The 15,213-nt window shown below is 63.1% G+C and carries 13 protein-coding genes and 1 pseudogene; 4 read left to right on the top strand and 10 right to left on the bottom strand.

Features of this window, described 5'->3' with window-relative positions; translation table 11 throughout:
• Window positions 1–127: 127 nt before the first annotated feature.
• From C41B8_RS18260 to C41B8_RS18225, 9 genes are all read right to left on the bottom strand, one after another.
• Window positions 128–1,069, bottom strand: a complete 942-nt coding sequence (locus C41B8_RS18260) for an ABC transporter substrate-binding protein (RefSeq protein ID WP_037341508.1) — start codon at window positions 1,067–1,069, stop codon at window positions 128–130.
• Window positions 1,070–1,161: 92 nt separating this feature from the next.
• A complete protein-coding gene (locus tag C41B8_RS18255) occupies window positions 1,162–2,469 on the bottom strand; it encodes an arsenic transporter (protein ID WP_037341514.1) in 1,308 nt (435 codons plus the stop codon).
• 134 nt (window positions 2,470–2,603) lie between these two features.
• Window positions 2,604–2,948 carry a DUF202 domain-containing protein gene (locus tag C41B8_RS18250; protein ID WP_037341507.1) on the bottom strand — a complete coding sequence of 115 codons (345 nt, stop codon included), beginning with the start codon at window positions 2,946–2,948 and terminating at the stop codon, window positions 2,604–2,606.
• A complete protein-coding gene (locus C41B8_RS18245) occupies window positions 2,941–3,324 on the bottom strand; it encodes a YidH family protein (RefSeq protein WP_037341506.1) in 384 nt (127 codons plus the stop codon). Before C41B8_RS18245 ends, C41B8_RS18250 begins: the two co-directional genes overlap by 8 nt.
• 58 nt (window positions 3,325–3,382) lie before the next feature.
• On the bottom strand, window positions 3,383–4,282 hold the full coding sequence (locus C41B8_RS18240) for a molecular chaperone TorD family protein (RefSeq protein ID WP_037341504.1): 900 nt from the start codon (window positions 4,280–4,282) through the stop codon (window positions 3,383–3,385).
• Window positions 4,279–7,206 (bottom strand): molybdopterin dinucleotide binding domain-containing protein, encoded by a 2,928-nt coding sequence (locus tag C41B8_RS18235; protein WP_037341503.1) that lies wholly within the window; start codon window positions 7,204–7,206, stop codon window positions 4,279–4,281. Before C41B8_RS18235 ends, C41B8_RS18240 begins: the two co-directional genes overlap by 4 nt.
• Window positions 7,203–7,559, bottom strand: a complete 357-nt coding sequence (locus C41B8_RS20570) for a hypothetical protein (protein WP_156962588.1) — start codon at window positions 7,557–7,559, stop codon at window positions 7,203–7,205. The genes C41B8_RS18235 and C41B8_RS20570 overlap by 4 nt, the downstream gene beginning before the upstream one ends.
• A gap of 10 nt (window positions 7,560–7,569) precedes the next feature.
• Window positions 7,570–9,120 (bottom strand): 4Fe-4S dicluster domain-containing protein, encoded by a 1,551-nt coding sequence (locus C41B8_RS18230; RefSeq protein WP_051883763.1) that lies wholly within the window; start codon window positions 9,118–9,120, stop codon window positions 7,570–7,572.
• A 143-nt stretch (window positions 9,121–9,263) separates the two neighbouring features.
• The gene (locus C41B8_RS18225) at window positions 9,264–10,127 is read right to left on the bottom strand and encodes a LysR family transcriptional regulator (RefSeq protein ID WP_198025289.1); all 864 of its coding nucleotides are present in this window, start codon (window positions 10,125–10,127) and stop codon (window positions 9,264–9,266) included.
• Window positions 10,128–10,661: 534 nt separating this feature from the next.
• On the opposite strand from C41B8_RS18225, the gene C41B8_RS18220 reads away from it, so the two are divergent.
• The 4 genes from C41B8_RS18220 to C41B8_RS18205 are packed head-to-tail and all read left to right on the top strand — an operon-like array spanning window position 10,662 to window position 14,738.
• Window positions 10,662–11,648 carry a ubiquinol oxidase subunit II gene (locus C41B8_RS18220; protein ID WP_051883762.1) on the top strand — a complete coding sequence of 329 codons (987 nt, stop codon included), beginning with the start codon at window positions 10,662–10,664 and terminating at the stop codon, window positions 11,646–11,648.
• On the top strand, window positions 11,648–13,735 hold the full coding sequence (locus C41B8_RS18215) for a cbb3-type cytochrome c oxidase subunit I (RefSeq protein ID WP_051883761.1): 2,088 nt from the start codon (window positions 11,648–11,650) through the stop codon (window positions 13,733–13,735). Before C41B8_RS18220 ends, C41B8_RS18215 begins: the two co-directional genes overlap by 1 nt.
• Window positions 13,736–13,758: 23 nt before the next feature.
• Complete coding sequence (locus tag C41B8_RS18210; RefSeq protein WP_037341502.1) at window positions 13,759–14,394, top strand: cytochrome c oxidase subunit 3; 636 nt, start codon at window positions 13,759–13,761, stop codon at window positions 14,392–14,394.
• Window positions 14,394–14,738: a hypothetical protein gene (locus C41B8_RS18205; RefSeq protein WP_037341501.1), complete on the top strand. Its 345-nt coding sequence runs from the start codon at window positions 14,394–14,396 to the stop codon at window positions 14,736–14,738. The genes C41B8_RS18210 and C41B8_RS18205 overlap by 1 nt, the downstream gene beginning before the upstream one ends.
• Before the next feature lie 104 nt (window positions 14,739–14,842).
• Here the strand turns inward: C41B8_RS18205 and C41B8_RS18200 are convergent.
• Window positions 14,843–15,213, bottom strand: a pseudogene (locus C41B8_RS18200) (malate synthase G); the annotation flags it as partial.

The following is a 15,213-nucleotide window of genomic DNA, read 5'->3' as shown; positions in this document are numbered from 1 at the left end:
ACTTCTTCCTCAAAATCAAAGCCGCGTTTCCCGGTAAAGTGCGATGAACCTAAAAAAAGCCGGAGCCCGAGATACGGGCTCCGGCTTCGGCAGCCGGCACGGAGCCGACCGCGAGTTCAGCCGATGATCAGCTGCCGAACTTCTTCTTGACCGCGGCCAGCGCGTCACCCGAGCCGTCGGCGGTCTTCACGCCATCCATCCACTTGGCGACTTCGTCCATATTGGCCTTGATCCATTGATCAGCGACCTTGTCGGCGGCCTGATGCTTGTAGCCATACTTGTAGATCCAGCCGCTCTGGATCTTGGACGGCACCACCATCTGCTTGAGGAAACGCGTCACGTTCGGGTTGTTCTTTTCGAACGCCGGGTTGATGGCGGTGTAGACCGCGGAGCCGCCGCCCCAGATCTCTTTCGGGTCCTTCAAGTACTTGAGGTGGTACTTGATGTTCATCCAGTGCGGCTTCCAGCCCAGGAAGACGATCCACTGTTTCTTGTCGATCTTGCGGCCGGCCTCGGTCAGCATGACCGCGGTCGACGACGGGCGCAGGTTCCAGCTGCCGAGGTTATAGGTATTGTTCTTGATCGCATCGAGCATGATCTGGTTGCCGTCGTTGCCGGCCTCGATACCGTAGATGCGATGATCGAACTTGGCGGCATGCTTGTTCAGATCGGCGATGCTGTGCACGCCGGCGTTCCAGACATAGTCCGGCACCACCAGGTCATACTTGGCATCGGGCACGTTCTTGACCAGCAGATTGATCTTGCCGGACTTGACCATCGGCTCGACGGTCGATTTCTGGGTCGGCATCCAGATGCCCATATCGGCATCGATATCGCCGCGCGCCACGCCCTGGAGTGCAATGGTCCAGCTGGCATTGGTCACTTTCGTGTCGTAGCCGATGGCTTCGAGGAGCTTCTGAGCCACGGTGGTCTTGACCGTCACGCCCGGCCAGGGCGCGGCCCCGAACTTCACGGTCTCAGCCTGGGCGTTGGCCGCGATACCAGTGGCCGCCGCCAGCACAACAGCCGCAGCGCCCAGACGCGCGGCCCACGATTGCAATCGTTTCATTGTCGTCCCTCTTTAAAATCAGCACCGTGCGGCGCAGCCCGGAACGGTCCGCGAGCCGGCACGATCCTCGCATGATAACACCGGTTACGGCGTCACCCTCCGAGCACGCGCAGCAGCCATAGCCAGCCCGCCAGGGCGCTGAGGCTGATCAAGAGAACGGGCACGGTCAGCACGAAGCCGATCCGGCAATACTGGGACCAGCTTATCGACAGGCCACGGCGCTCCAGCACGTGCAGCCACAGCAGCGTCGCCAGACTGCCGATGGGCGTGAGCTTGGGCCCGAGATCCACGCCCACAACGTTGGCGTAGACCATGGCCTCGTGCATCAAACCGCTGGCATGGGCTGCCTGGGTGGCGAGCGCGACCACCAGCACGGTCGGCAGATTGTTCATGACCGCCGATAGCACCGCAGACAGCACGCCAGTGGCCACGCTCGCGAGCCAGACGTTGGTCGCGGCGAGATACTGGAGGCCCTGGGCGAGCCAATCGGTCAGGCCGGTATTGACCAACCCGAACACCACGATATACATGCCCAGCGAGAACACCACGATCTGCCACGGGGCTTGCAGCAACACGCGCCGATGATGAATCGCCGGGCTGCGGGCGGCCACGGCCAGCAACAGCACGGCCGCCGCGATCGCGATCACACAGACCGGCAGGCCGAACCAGTCGGCCGCGACCAGACCCGCCAACAGCACGCCCAGCACCCACCAGCCGGCCATGAAAACCGCGCGATCGGCGATCGCCTCGCGCGGATCGGACAGCGCGTGCTCGGCCTCGTAGGTGGCGGGCACGTCGCGCCGGAAGAACCACAGCACCACGGCGATCGAGGCGCCGATGGCAACGAGATCCACCGGCACCATCACCAGCGCGTAACGCCCCACGCCAAGGCCGAACATATCGGCCACGATGATATTGGTGAGATTGGAGATCACCAGCGGCAAGCTGGCCGTATCGGCGATGAATCCCGCCGCCATCACGAACGCCAGCGTCGTCCCGGAAGAGAAACCCAGGGCGACCAGCATTTCGAACACGATCGGGGTCAGAATCAGCGCGGCGCCGTCGTTGGCGAACACGGCCGCCACCAGTGCGCCCAGCAGCATGACGAGCACCAGCAAACGGCGCCCGCGACCGGCGCCGGCCCGGCCGACGTGCAACGCCGCCCAGCGGAACCAGCCGGCCTCGTCGAGCAACAGGCTGATGATGATGATGGCGACGAAGGTCAGCGTCGCGTTCCAGACAATGCCCCAGACGGTGGCGACGTCGTCCAGCGACACCACGCCGGCCGCCAGGGCAACCAGCGCGCCGGCGGTGGCACTCCAGCCAATGCCCAGCCCGCGCGGCTGGACGATCACCAGCGCGAGCGTCGCAACGAATATGGCGAGGGCGATGAACGTCATGCCGCGACCGGTGCGCCGCGCGAGTGCCCGACTGTCGCACACAGATACCGGGGGTTTTGCCCACCACGAGTCATCGCGATCTTCCAGCTTCCGGACGGAACGAGTGCCGGATTATAGCCGAGCGACCTGCCAGATTAGATCTTCGACCAGATCGGCGCCAGCACCAACGCCAGCGTGATCAGCGCAAGCAGGATCGTGCCCCCCGCCAGCAGACCGAGAGAAGTCCAGTCGGCCAACGGCTCGGGCAACGGGCGACATTCGAGTACGCGGCGGCGCCGACGCGATGTGATCAACGTGAATACAAGCAGCGTGACCGCCAGTCCGGCCGCAGTGAGATGGAGCCACAACGGGGCCGACATTTCATGTCGGAACAGGAGCAGCACCCCATTGGCCGCGAACGCGAGCGAGGTTCGCGCCCAGGCCAGGTCGGTACGCTCGGCCTGCAGCCCGGGGCGACCGGGAATCAGCCGCTCAGACACTGGTTTTCACCCCATAGATGAGCACCAGAAGCGTGACAATCAGGCCGACGACGATCACGCCCAGTGCCAGCAACCAGGGCATCAGCGTAGACGGCAGCGGTGCATCGAAGCGCATCGCTTTCTGGCTGGCATGCCAGCGCAGCGCGCTGCCCGCCACCACCGCCATGCTCACGATCGCGAGCACCGCGGCGATCGCCTGTCGCCCTTCCGGAATACCGAGGTCCGGCACCAGCTGCACGATCACCACCGACCCGGCCAGAAGAGCCAGCGCGGTCCGGATCCAGGCCAGGAACGTGCGTTCGTTGGCCAGCGTGAAGCGATAGTCCGGTTCGTGTTCTTCGGACGTCTTGTGGGATCGGTCGTCTTGCTCGCTCATCGGTTGTCAGTATCGGGGTTGTTGGAATCAAAAAACAGGGTGTAAAAGCCGGGCGCGTTCAATGCGCGCCGGATGACACGCGTCGGGCCGAAGCGACGCGGGCCAGATCGTCCAGCGCCTCAGCGGTGGCGTGCGCACGGTCCGCCCAGAATTGGCCGACGACGCCCAGAGACTCGATCTCGGCCATCCGCGCGATCGCCTGATCGCGCGCCTCGGCGGCCAGCCAGTCGAGCGTCGCCGGCGCATCCTGGGTGACCAGCTGGCCAAGCGCGAAGGCCCGGCTGTTCTGGATCAGTCCGGCCTCGAGCGCGATCACCGCACGGGTGAGATCGACTCGGGTCAACACGATACCGCTGGCGGCCGGCACCAGCAGCGCGCGTACCGCGGCATCCACCGATTCGGCGTGCGCCAGATCGAGGGCCGGCGGCGCCATGCGAAGCTGAAGCGGCAGTAGATCGGGCGGCGCGACGGCCTGCGTTTCGGCCAGCAGTACGTCGCGCATGAGCGTCGCCCAGCCATCGTACGGCGCCGGCGCGCTGCGATTGACGGCATCCAGATACGGCATGACCCAAGACAGCAGATGTTCCCAGAGCATGGCCGCGCGCGCGTGCGCCGCGCGGGCATCGCTCGCCGCGCGTTCGACCAGTTCCGCGTAATCGGCCAGCAGCGCCGGGAGCACATCCGGCGGCGCCGTCTCGACCTCGGCGCCGAGCAGTGCCCGAAAATCGGCCACCCGCGCCGCTGCGGCCCCGCCGATCTGGCCGCCCTCCCCCAGCATCGTGGAAGCGAACGGCGGGCATTGCTCGATAAAAGCCATGGTATGGGCGACCTGCCAATCCGCGGCCGTGGCCGGCGCCGCCAGCCCCAGCGCGCGGGCATAGTCAGCATGAGCCGACGACGGCGACTCGGCAATGGCGGCCAGCAGTCGCAACAGATCCGCAGAGGCCGTCGCGCTCATGACGACACGCTATCCGGCAGTTTGCAGGCTTCGGCGGTCGGCTTGAGCGGGCGCAGCAGCCAGCCCGGGCGCCGCGTGCCATCCGGCGAGACCCGGTCCGCCGGGCGCGTCATGGCCAGCCATTCGCGGTAGACGGCATCGGATTTTTCCAGATCGACATGGATCTGGCCGGGCACGTCGCCGGGTTCGGCCGGGCGGACCCGTACGGCCTGGTGCCAGCAGTGCTGGCCCGAGACCGGGTCCGGATGCACGCCGAAGGTGAGGTTCTGGTGCACGCCGACCGCCGTCCACCACACGCGTTTGGCGTCCGGGCCGGACTGCGGAGCCAGCGGCTGCTTGTGCTCGACCGGCCGGAGCGACCAGTGGCCGCCGTCGTGCGCCAGCGTGGTTTCCATCGTCCGCTGGTGGTGATCGGTGCTGCCGGTGAACTGCCAACGGCCCATGTGATGACTGCAGGCGACCACGCCGGGGCGGATGCCCTGGGTGACCCAGGCTTCGGCCACGAAGAATCCGAGCTCGGTCTCGACACGAATCCGCTGGCCGTCGGCAATGCCTTTGTGCTCCGCATCCTGCGGATGAATCCATACCGGGTTGTTATGCGCCAGTTCGCTCAGCCATTTCGCGTTCGCGCCGCGGGTATGGATCTGGGTCGGCAGACGAAAGGTCGGGATCAGCGGCATCTGGTCCGCGGCAAGCTTGTCGCGGTGGATATGGCTCTTGATATAAGTCGGCAGCGCCACCTCCGGCCAGCCCCACTGCGCGAGTGTCGAGGAATAGAACTCGAGCCGCCCGCTTGGCGTCGGAAAGCCGGCGCGAACCGTGCCGTCGATCGCTACGCCCGCCGGGCGACGCCCCTCGGCGTCCGGTTCCGGATTGGGCGTGGGTGCGCCGTTGACCTGGGGCGGTGCCGCCGCCCGGGTATAGACCCGGCCGTGCGGGTCGACATGCTCGTCTTCGAGCTGTTCGGGCGGAATCTCGTTTTCGTACAGGGCTTCGCCCACCGCACCGATCGAGACATTACCGTAGCGGCGCATATAAGCCAGCGGCGTCACGCCCTCGGCCTCGGCTTTGTCCGGCAGGCCGGGGATCGAATGGTCGAAGATCCAGCCGTAGTATTCATCCAGCGAGAGGCGCTCGCCGGGCGTGCTCATCGACTCGACGTGCTGGCGGATGCCGAGTGAGCCGTCGGGGTCGATCCGCCAGGTCAACTCCAGCCAGAATTCGTTTTCTTCCCAGACTTCGCCGGGATTAACCTCACGCGTGTCGGTAATCGTTTCGCCGAGGCGCTCGCGGGCCGCGCGTGCCACGGGTTGACGGAAGGTCACCCAGTTCTCGTTGTGGGTCTCGGTCGAGACCAGATCGTGGCGTTCCGAGGAATGGCCCATCGGCAGAACGAAATCCGCGAAATAGGCGGTCTCGTTCCAGGTCGGCGTAAGCGCGGCATGCAGGCCGATCTTCGACTCGTCGGACAGCATCTCGACCCAGTCGAAGCCGCCGGGATTGGTCCAGACCGGGTTGTATACACGGGTGAAATACGTATCGAGCGTGCCACGGCCTTCCTTGAGGAAATGCGGCAACAGGAACGACATCTCGTTCATCCCGAGCGGATATTCCAGCGGGAAGGTCAGGTCGTTCCAGTGCTCCGGATGGCCGGCGTTGATGGGCCGCTTGCCGACGAACTTTGTCCAGCCGTTGGGATAAGTCGAGCCTTCCACGCCGATCGCGCCCAGCAGCGCATTGAGCAGAAACAGAGTGCGCGAGACCTGCCAGCCGCCGAGATTACCGGCCGCCGCCGACCGCCAGTTCTGGGTACAGAGCTTGGTGCCCGCCCCGGCGATGGTCTCGGCGACCGCTTCGATCTGGGCGACCGGCACTTGCGATTCGGCCGCCGCGTACTCGAAGGTGTAGTCGGCATAGAGCTCGCCAAGCACTTTTTCGAAAGCCTCGAAGGTCGCCGGCTCGTCCGGCCGCTCGGCGGTCATGTACTCGTGCCAGTTCCACCAACGACGCACGAATTCGCGGTTATAGCGTTTCATCTCGATCAGGTGACGGGCCACGGCGAGGAAGATCGCCGGCTCGCTACCCGGATACGGCGAAACCCAGTGGTCGGCATGGGTGGACGTGTTGGACATGCGCACATCGACCACGATCAGACGCGCGCCGCGTTTCTTGGCCTCCATGATGCGCTGGGCATGCGGGTTGAAATAGTGCCCGGCTTCCAGATGCGAGCTGGTCAGCAGGATCACTTCGGCATTGGCGAAGTCGTTGCTCGGCCGGTCATAGCCCATCCAGTACTGAATACCGGCCCGCCCGCTCGACGAACAGATGTTCGTATGCGAGTTGTGTCCGTCCACGCCCCAGGCTTTGAGGATGTCTTCGGTGAAGCCGTCCTCACCCGGCCGGCCGACGTGGTACATGATCTCGCGGTGGCGTTTTTCGACGATCGCCTTGCGGATGCGCTCGGCGAGCGTGTCGAGGACTTCGTCCCAGCTGACCCGCGTCCACTGGCCCTCGCCACGGGCCCCGGCCCGCTTCAGCGGATACAGGATGCGATCGGGGTCGGTGACCTGGTTGATCGTGGCCGGGCCCTTGGCGCAGTTACGGCCGCGCGAACCCGCATGTTCCGGATTACCCTCGAACTTGCGCACTTCCAGAGTCTCGCGGTCGACGTAGGCCAGAAGACCACAGGCCGACTCGCAATTAAAGCAGGTGGTCGGCACCAGCATGTAATGCTTTTCCTGTCGCTTGCCGGTGCCGGCCACGGGTTCCAGCGCGATCCAGTCGTCCCAGTGTTCCTTGGGCGGAAAGCTTGCGAGATCGATGCGGCTCGCGCCCGGGTAGAACGTCTTGCCTTGCGATTCGGTTTCGCTCTTGAACGCCGAGACACGGGCATTGAGGGCCGCGATCCAGTTCTTGGGTTTCATCGTGGATTCTCCAGGCATCCGCGCGCCACGATGCGCGGGCGGCGCATCAAGGAAATTCGTCCGCAGATCAGCGCAGAGTCACGCAGATCGAAAAGACAATTTTCGGGTGGCGGCGTACTACGGCGCAGGTCATCACGGCCGCCAAGATTTTCAGCCACGCGGAATGAAAGACATCGCGTTTCTTTATCTGCGTCCATCTGTGTGTATCTGCGGACGAAAATGCCTTCGGAATCCCACTCCCGCAGCGTGTAACGCTCACTCAGGCACAGAGGGCCACGAGTCGGCGATCGTGGTTTTTTAATATCGGCGTCGATCGGCGTTGGTCTGCGGATCAATAGGCTTCGCGAACGCATCTCGTGCCCCTCAAGCCAGCGGCACGGCCTGGCCGCCCTGCACGAAGGCATGCTCGTAGGCCAGCGGCCCGAGGAAGGCGAACAGGCAGACCCAGACGCCGAGCCAAGGGGCGAGCAGGCCGATCGCCGACAGGGCCACGCCGGCGGCGAAGAACTTCTTGAAGCGCCCGCGGGTCATTTCGTAATGGGCCACACGCGCATGCTCGCTGGGGCTGGGCGCGGTGAATTCAGCGCCGACGAACACGAGATGAACCAACGTCGCCGCGCCGGTCATCCACAGCACGCATTGTGTGGTCTGCGGAGCGAAGATGATGGCGAACGGCACCACGACCGCCGAACCGGCGGCCATTGCCTGGGTGAGCAGATGCGGCGCCAGCAGCGGGTTCTGCCACAGATCGCGGGCTTTGGCCTGACCGAACAGGAAGGCGGTGTAGATGGAGCTGAGCACGGCCAGAATTGCGCCGGGTGCCATCAACCAAACCGATACCCAGGTCGCGCCCATGATGCTGGAGACGAAATGCGCCAGCAGCAGCGCGCTGTAGGCGACCAGGATCACCCCGCCCTTGACCAGCCAGCTTTCCCAGCGCCCGCGCCAGAAGATCAACCAGAACCGGAACGGATGCGACAGATCCGCGACCAACAGCAGACAGGTCACGGCCACGAAGAAACCGCCGCCGATGGGCGCCACCCAGCGCCACAGTGGATTGTCCGGGCTCATAAACCCGGTAGCGACCAGCAGCATCGCCATCAGATAAATGCCGCTGCCGATATTCTTGGTCCAGGTATAGGCCGATACACGCCAATCCCAGGGGCTGCGATGGGTCTGGTCGTAGGACAACTTTGTGGCAGCGGCTGAGTTGCCGCCCAGCGGATTGCCCGACGGCACGATGTTGTCGAAGAACCCGCCGCTGCCTTTGGCCTGTTGGGCCCAGGCGAAGTCGCCACCGGCCGGGCGTTCGGCGGCCAACGGATCGAGGGTGGCCTGATGAGCCCCCTTGTAGAACATCTTGGGGCGGGTGTTCTTTTCCGGTTTGCGTACCGACACCGGCTCGCGATTGACCGCTTGAGCCACACGCGAGTTCGGATCGTTGAGATCACCGACGAAAATCGATTGCGTGGGGCAGACCGTTACACAGGCCGGCTCCAGGCCGGAATCGATCCGATGCGAGCAGAAATTGCACTTCTCGGCCGAATGATCTTCGGGATTGATGAAGATTGCGTCGTACGGGCAGGCCGCGATACACGCCTTGCAGCCGATGCAGATGTCCTTGTTGAAATCGACGATGCCGTCAGCGCGCTTGTGCATCGCTCCGGTCGGGCAGGCCGAGGCACAGGGGGCATCGGTGCATTGATTACACCGCGTGACCTGGAACGCGCGGCGGGCATCCGGAAATTCGCCGACATCGACCGATTTCACATAGGTTCGGGATACGCCGACCGGTACGCCGTTTTCAGACTTGCAAGCGGTGGTGCAGGCATGACAACCGATGCAGGTGGTCTGGTCGATCACCTTGGCCCAACGCGGCAGGTCGGGCTCGGCTGGCCTGGCAGCATTCGACATGGCGGCTCTCGTTATTCGATTCAGATATGACCTTATAGCTCATTAACGAATCTACCTTGTGGAGAGCTTGCCTTGAATTGCTTATTCGGAAACTATTCCATGCCTTTTATGCATACCGGAGGCACAATCAAGATGCGCCTGCATCACACGCCGCGCATCGCCGCGTCGATAAACGCCTCGGCTACCGGAGGCAAATACGCGTTCCGACGCGTAATCAGGCGCAATTCACGGGTTATTTGCAGCGATTGAGCCCCGAAAATACGAAGCTGGCCGCGCTCGAGTTCGCCGGTGATCGCAATACGCGGTAGCCAGGCTACGCCGCCGCCGTGAATCACGGCCTGTTTCAGGGCCTCGGTGTTACTGAACTCCATGACCGGCGCCTGAGCCATGGGTGTGGTCGCGATCCGCTCGTCGATCAGTTCCCGTGTGCCAGAACCCGGTTCGCGCAATAACAGCGGCAGGTCCGCGTGCGTGCGGCCGTCCGGGAGAGCGGCGGCAACCACGGGCACGATGACATCGGTTCGAAACAGCGCCGCCGTCAGCCCGTCGACATGTAGCGGGCCTTCAATGAATCCAACCAGATAGCGCATGTCCGCCACACCTTCGGCAACGTGTTGCGTATTGTCGACATGCAGCGCGATATCGACTTCCGGCTGGTCGCGCCGGAAGCTTGCCAATATCGCGGGCAGAACGTAGGTCCCGACGGTATTGCTTGCCCCAATCGCGAGACGCCCTCGGCGTGCGCTCGCTGCCGCGCTCATGGCCGCGCTCGCCTCGGCTTCGATGGCGAACAGTCGGTCCGCGTAACCGGCCAGCAGACGCCCGGGTTCGGTCAGCCTCATCCCCCGCGGGTGGCGGTCGAACAGACGCACTCCCAGACGCTGCTCGAAAGCGCGCAACTCGCGCGACAACGCCGGTTGCGTAACGTGCAGCTCCTGACCGGCTCGCGACAAACTGCCCAAACGCGCCACGGCGTGAAAAACCGCAAGGTGACGCAGGTTCATCATGTCGATCGCGCCGCAACGAGTAGGCGGGCGTGAACAATTCGTTGGCGTGTTTCGGACATGAGTGGGCTATATTAACGACAAATTCGTCGATTGCGGCACGAGGGGTGTACGGAATCCGGCTCGCAGCGCGTACGGGCGATGGGATGAATTTCTCGTTTGTTACCCCGTCCGGCGTATCGAACGATGCCCGGTCGTTGGCGAGACCGAACCGGTGCGCAGCGAACCAACGACCGGGCACGACCGATCGTTCGTATCGCCGGATCGCTGCAACTCTCTGCTTTAGTTTATAAAAACAGTACGCCGCCAGGCATGGCCCGGCGCTACGAGATGGACGCATGGCGCGATCTGATGCAACATGAACACGCCGCGCATCCGACTATCGTCGTAGTTGCGTACAGTGCGCATGCATGAGACGTGTGCCAGGACACTGTGCACATCCAAATGCTGCGTCGACGATGTAGTGCATATCGTATTCTGTCTTGACGGATACGCCGTACTGCACGGTCGCCGCCCATCCAGTGGAACTGATCGCTCATGAAAACAGTGAATTATCGCCGTGCGTTGAAGGCATGCCTTCTTCTGCTGATCCTGGTGCCCCTCGCCGGTTGCAGTTCCGATGACTGGCTCTGGATCCTGCATCCGAACGGTCCCATCGCCCAGTCGTCGGTTTACTACCTGATCGTCGATATTCTGTTGCTGGCGGTTGTGATCATACCGGCGACAGCCCTGGTCATCTGGGCGTTCTTCCGCTATCGCCAGGGCGGCCGCGGCCGCTACGACCCGACGTTCAACCATTCCTGGCTAGTGGAGATCGTGGTCTGGGGTGTTCCGCTGATGGTCGTGGGTGTGATGTCCTACTTCAGCTACCAGGGCATCCGCGCGGTGGAGCCCTACCACCCGACCTCGGTGCAACAGGCAGTCGATACCTCTGGGCATCAGCAGAAACCGCTCAAGATCGATGTCATCACCACCGACTGGCAATGGCTTTTCGTCTACCCCGAACAAGGCATCGCGGTCGCCAATCGTTTGATCGTCCCGACCAAGCGCAAGGTCGAGATGCGCCTGACGTCGGCCGGCGTCACCAACGACTTCTACGTGCTCAAGGTGATCAACCAGATCTACATCATGCCGGGCATGCGGACTAAACATAATTTCTATCTCGATCGGACCGGCGACTACCGCGGCTTTTCGACCGAGTTCAGCGGCCCTGGCTTTTCCTGGATGAACTACAAGATGAAAGCCGTTACGCCGCAGGCATTCGACCAGTGGGTGGCCAAGGCCAAGGCTTCGCCGCACCAGATGACGTGGTCGAAGTTCAAGCAATTCGCAAAGCCCACGGTCAACACCGGCAATACGTGGCGTCTGTATGGCCAGGTCGACCCGAACCTGTTCACGAAGGTCATCAAGGGTGTGAAGTCGGGCGAAATCGCCGACGTCAAGCCGATCTTCATGACCGAAGACATGCAGAGCGAAGAATTCAAGGCGCATGCCACCGGCACACCGAACCGAGGCAATAACTGATGTTTGTTGATTTACAAGGACCGTGGAACTGGTTCTGGGGCCGCCTGCCGCTGCTCCTGCAACTGCATTACAACAACCCGGTCATCGGCTTCGCATTCGTGCTGGCCGTCGGCGGTGGCCTTGTGGTTGTCGCAGCGCTGACTTACTTCAAGCTGTGGGGCTGGCTATGGCGTGAATGGCTGACCACCGTCGATCACAAGAAGATCGGCGTGATGTATATCATCGTCGGTCTGGTCATGCTGTTCCGCGGCTTCTTCGACGCCCTGATGATCCGCACCCAGCAGGCGGCCGCCGTCGGGCCGGACTCACCCGGCATATTGGGGGCCACCCACGGCTATCTGACGCCATATCACATGGATCAGGTGTTCACCGCCCACGGCACGATCATGATCCTGCTGGCGGTCACACCCATGCTGGTCGGGTTCATGAACCTGATCATGCCGATCCAGATCGGCGCCCGCGACATGGCGTACCCGTTCCTCAACGCGGTCGGCCTGTGGATGACCATCGTCGCAGTGGGTCTGGTCATGGCCTCGCTGTTCATCGGCGATTTCTCGCATGCCGGGTGGGTCGGTCTGACGCCCCTCACGCAGTTGGCCCATAGCCCGAGTGTGGGTGTCGACTACTGGATATGGGTGATACAAATCAGTTCGATCGGTACCACGGTGGGTGCCGTCAACCTGATTGCCACCATCCTGAAGATGCGCGCGCCGGGCATGACGCTGATGCGCATGCCGATCTTTACCTGGACCACGCTGGGCACGAACATCATCGGCCTGACGTCGTTCCCGGTGCTGACCATCGCGTTGTTGCTGCTCACGCTGGATCGCTACGTGGGCACGCATTTCTTCACCGCCGATGGCGGTGGCAACTTCATGATGTACACCAACCTGTTCTGGATCTGGGGCCACCCGGAGGTGTACTTCGTCGTGCTGCCGGCGTTCGGTTTCCTATCGGAGATCGTACCCACGTTCTCGGAAAAGCCGTTGTTCAACCATAACGCCATGATCGTGGCGACGATGGCGATCGCCGGCGTGTCCTGGGCCGTGTGGCTGCACCATTTCTTCATCATGGGTCAGGGACCGGTGGTGAATACCTTCTTCTCGATCGCCACCATGCTGGTGGGCATCCCGACCGGCGTGAAGGTATTCAACTGGGCCTTCACCATGATCAAGGGCCGCGTGCGCCTCGAGACCCCGATGCTCTGGGCGCTGGGTTCGATCCTGCTGCTGATCGGTGGCGGCGCCACCGGCATGATGCTCGCGATCCCGGCGATCAACTACGTTTCGCACAACAGCGTGTTCGTGGTCGCCCACTTCCACAACATGTTCCTGATCATTGCCTTCGCGCTGTTCGGCGCGGTTTCGTTCTGGTGGCCGAAGGTCTTCGGCTTCCACCTCGACGAGAAGCTCGGCAAGATCTTCTTCTGGTTGTTCTGGTCGGGCTCGGTGTTCGTGTTCGTGCCGATGTATGCCCTGGGCTTCCTTGGCATGACCCGACGCCTGGACTACATCGCGCACCCGGGCTGGTGGCCGTTGCTGTTGCTGGAAGTGTTCGGTATCGGCCTGTACGTGGCCTCGATCTTTGCCTTCCTCTTGCAGATCGTGGTGTCGATCCGCGACCGCAAGAAGAACGCCGTCGTCACCTCGGACGCCTGGCAAACGTCGCGCAATCTGGAATGGGCCACGCACTGCCCGCCGCCGTTCTACAACTTCGCGGCAACGCCGGTGGTGCACTCCATCGACGAATGGGCCTGGCGGCGTGAGCACGGCCTGACCTCGCTCAAGCCGGACCATTACGCCGATATCCACATGCCGAAGAACACCATGGTGCCCATCGTGCTGGCCTTCTTCACCGGCGTGTTCGGTTTCGCGGCCGTGTGGCGTGTCTGGTGGCTGGCCGGCTTCGCCCTGCTGGGCGTGATCGGCACGCTGATCTTCCGGATGTTCCAGAAGGATATCGACTACATTGTGCCGGCCTCGGAGGTCGAGCGTATCGAGACCGCGTATCTGGAGAAGATGGACGACCGGGCGCATGCCTCGATCCATCAGACCGGTGAGCACGGCTCGCCGGCCACCCAGCACTGATCGCGCAACCGGAGACAATCGTTATGTCACGACACGACAACAACCGATACCGCGATCGCAGCCCGGTGACTCTCTGGGCGCCGGATGCCGGGCACCCGGACGCGATCGGGCTGCGCTCGATCGGGTTCTGGCTCTACATGATGAGCGACGCCATGATCTTCGCCGCCCTGTTCGCGGCTCATGGGGTCTACACTCATGCCTACGGCACGAGCGACATCACGGCCAGCCAGGTCATCGATCCGGTCGAGGGTCTGCTGCCTACGCTGTTCCTGTTTACCAGCGTGCTGATGTACGGGCTGGCCAGCGTCGCGCTCAAGAACGACGACCGCGCCGGCGTCGTCCGCTGGATGGGCGCATCGCTCGGGCTCGGCGTGCTGTTCCTGCTGGTCGAAGTATGGGAATTCGCCGGCCTCGTGGGTGAAGGGGCCGTACCGCAGGCCAGCGCCTTTCTGTCGGACTTCTGGACCATCGTCTGGGTTCATGGTGGCCACGTGTTCGTGGGCCTGATCTGGATGGCCGCGATGCTGATCCAGATTTCGCGTGAAGGCTTCACGGAAACCGTCGTCGGACGCTTCATCAACCTGCGTATCTTCTGGTTCTTCCAGGCGGTGATCTGGGTCTGCGTCTATACCTACGTCTATCTCATGGGAGCGAGCTGATGGCACACGACGAACACAATCCGTTGACGCACCCCGAGGTCCGCAGTGCTAGCAGCGCGATGTATATCGCGGCCTTCGTGCTGGGCATCGTAGCAATGGGCATCGCCTGCCTGGTCACGGTCGGCTTCGATCTGTCCCAGAGCGATACGCTGACCTGGATCACGGTGCTGGCCGTGATTGCCGGGCTGGGTCAGCTTTTCCTGCTGTTCAAGCTGGACCTGTCCAAGACCATGATCTGGCACACGGTGTCGCTCGTACTTACCGTGCCCTTGTTCTTCATGGCGGTCGGCCTGACGATCTGGATGTTTCATTATCTGGCCCTGCGTACCATGGTCGGCGGCTAGCTCCGCACGCCGCCCACGAAAAAGCCCCGCTTCAGCGGGGCTTTTTTTATGCTCGGCTGCGCAGGCGATCGCAGCCGACTCTTCGCATCAAGTCAGGCTGGAGCTTAGCTTGCGCGCGCCGCCTTGAGCTCCCGCCGGCGGGCATGCAGCACCGGCTCGGTGTAGCCCGACGGCTGTTCGCGGCCCTTGAACACCAGATCGCAGGCCGCCTGGAAGGCGATCGACGCGTCGAAGTCGGCCGACATCGGCGTGTAGTTCGGGTCGCCCTCGTTCTGGCGGTCGACCACCTTGGCCATGCGCATCAACGTCTCGCGCACGTCGTTTTCGTTGGTGATGCCGTGATGCAGCCAGTTGGCGATGTGCTGCGACGAGATCCGACAGGTGGCCCGGTCTTCCATGAGCGCGGTGTCGGTGATGTCCGGCACCTTGGAGCAGCCCACGCCCTGGTCGACCCAGCGCACGACGTAGCCGAGGA

Origin of the sequence: Salinisphaera hydrothermalis C41B8 (genome assembly GCF_000732535.1) — a bacterium.
GTDB lineage: Bacteria > Pseudomonadota > Gammaproteobacteria > Nevskiales > Salinisphaeraceae > Salinisphaera > Salinisphaera hydrothermalis.
Note: the sequence above shows the minus strand (reverse complement) of the source record. Positions and strands in the feature narration are given on the sequence as shown.

Bases quoted from the DNA above. Each gene is read 5' to 3' on its own strand.
- C41B8_RS18260 (WP_037341508.1), bottom strand. From the start codon at position 1,069: ATGAAACGATTGCAATCGTGGGCCGCGCGTCTGGGCGCTGCGGCTGTT.
- C41B8_RS18255 (WP_037341514.1), bottom strand. From the start codon at position 2,469: ATGACGTTCATCGCCCTCGCCATATTCGTTGCGACGCTCGCGCTGGTG.
- C41B8_RS18245 (WP_037341506.1), bottom strand. From the start codon at position 3,324: ATGAGCGAGCAAGACGACCGATCCCACAAGACGTCCGAAGAACACGAA.
- C41B8_RS18240 (WP_037341504.1), bottom strand. From the start codon at position 4,282: ATGAGCGCGACGGCCTCTGCGGATCTGTTGCGACTGCTGGCCGCCATT.
- C41B8_RS18235 (WP_037341503.1), bottom strand. From the start codon at position 7,206: ATGAAACCCAAGAACTGGATCGCGGCCCTCAATGCCCGTGTCTCGGCG.
- C41B8_RS20570 (WP_156962588.1), bottom strand. From the start codon at position 7,559: ATGCGTTCGCGAAGCCTATTGATCCGCAGACCAACGCCGATCGACGCC.
- C41B8_RS18230 (WP_051883763.1), bottom strand. From the start codon at position 9,120: ATGTCGAATGCTGCCAGGCCAGCCGAGCCCGACCTGCCGCGTTGGGCC.
- C41B8_RS18225 (WP_198025289.1), bottom strand. From the start codon at position 10,127: ATGATGAACCTGCGTCACCTTGCGGTTTTTCACGCCGTGGCGCGTTTG.
- C41B8_RS18220 (WP_051883762.1), top strand. From the start codon at position 10,662: ATGAAAACAGTGAATTATCGCCGTGCGTTGAAGGCATGCCTTCTTCTG.
- C41B8_RS18215 (WP_051883761.1), top strand. From the start codon at position 11,648: ATGTTTGTTGATTTACAAGGACCGTGGAACTGGTTCTGGGGCCGCCTG.
- C41B8_RS18210 (WP_037341502.1), top strand. From the start codon at position 13,759: ATGTCACGACACGACAACAACCGATACCGCGATCGCAGCCCGGTGACT.
- C41B8_RS18205 (WP_037341501.1), top strand. From the start codon at position 14,394: ATGGCACACGACGAACACAATCCGTTGACGCACCCCGAGGTCCGCAGT.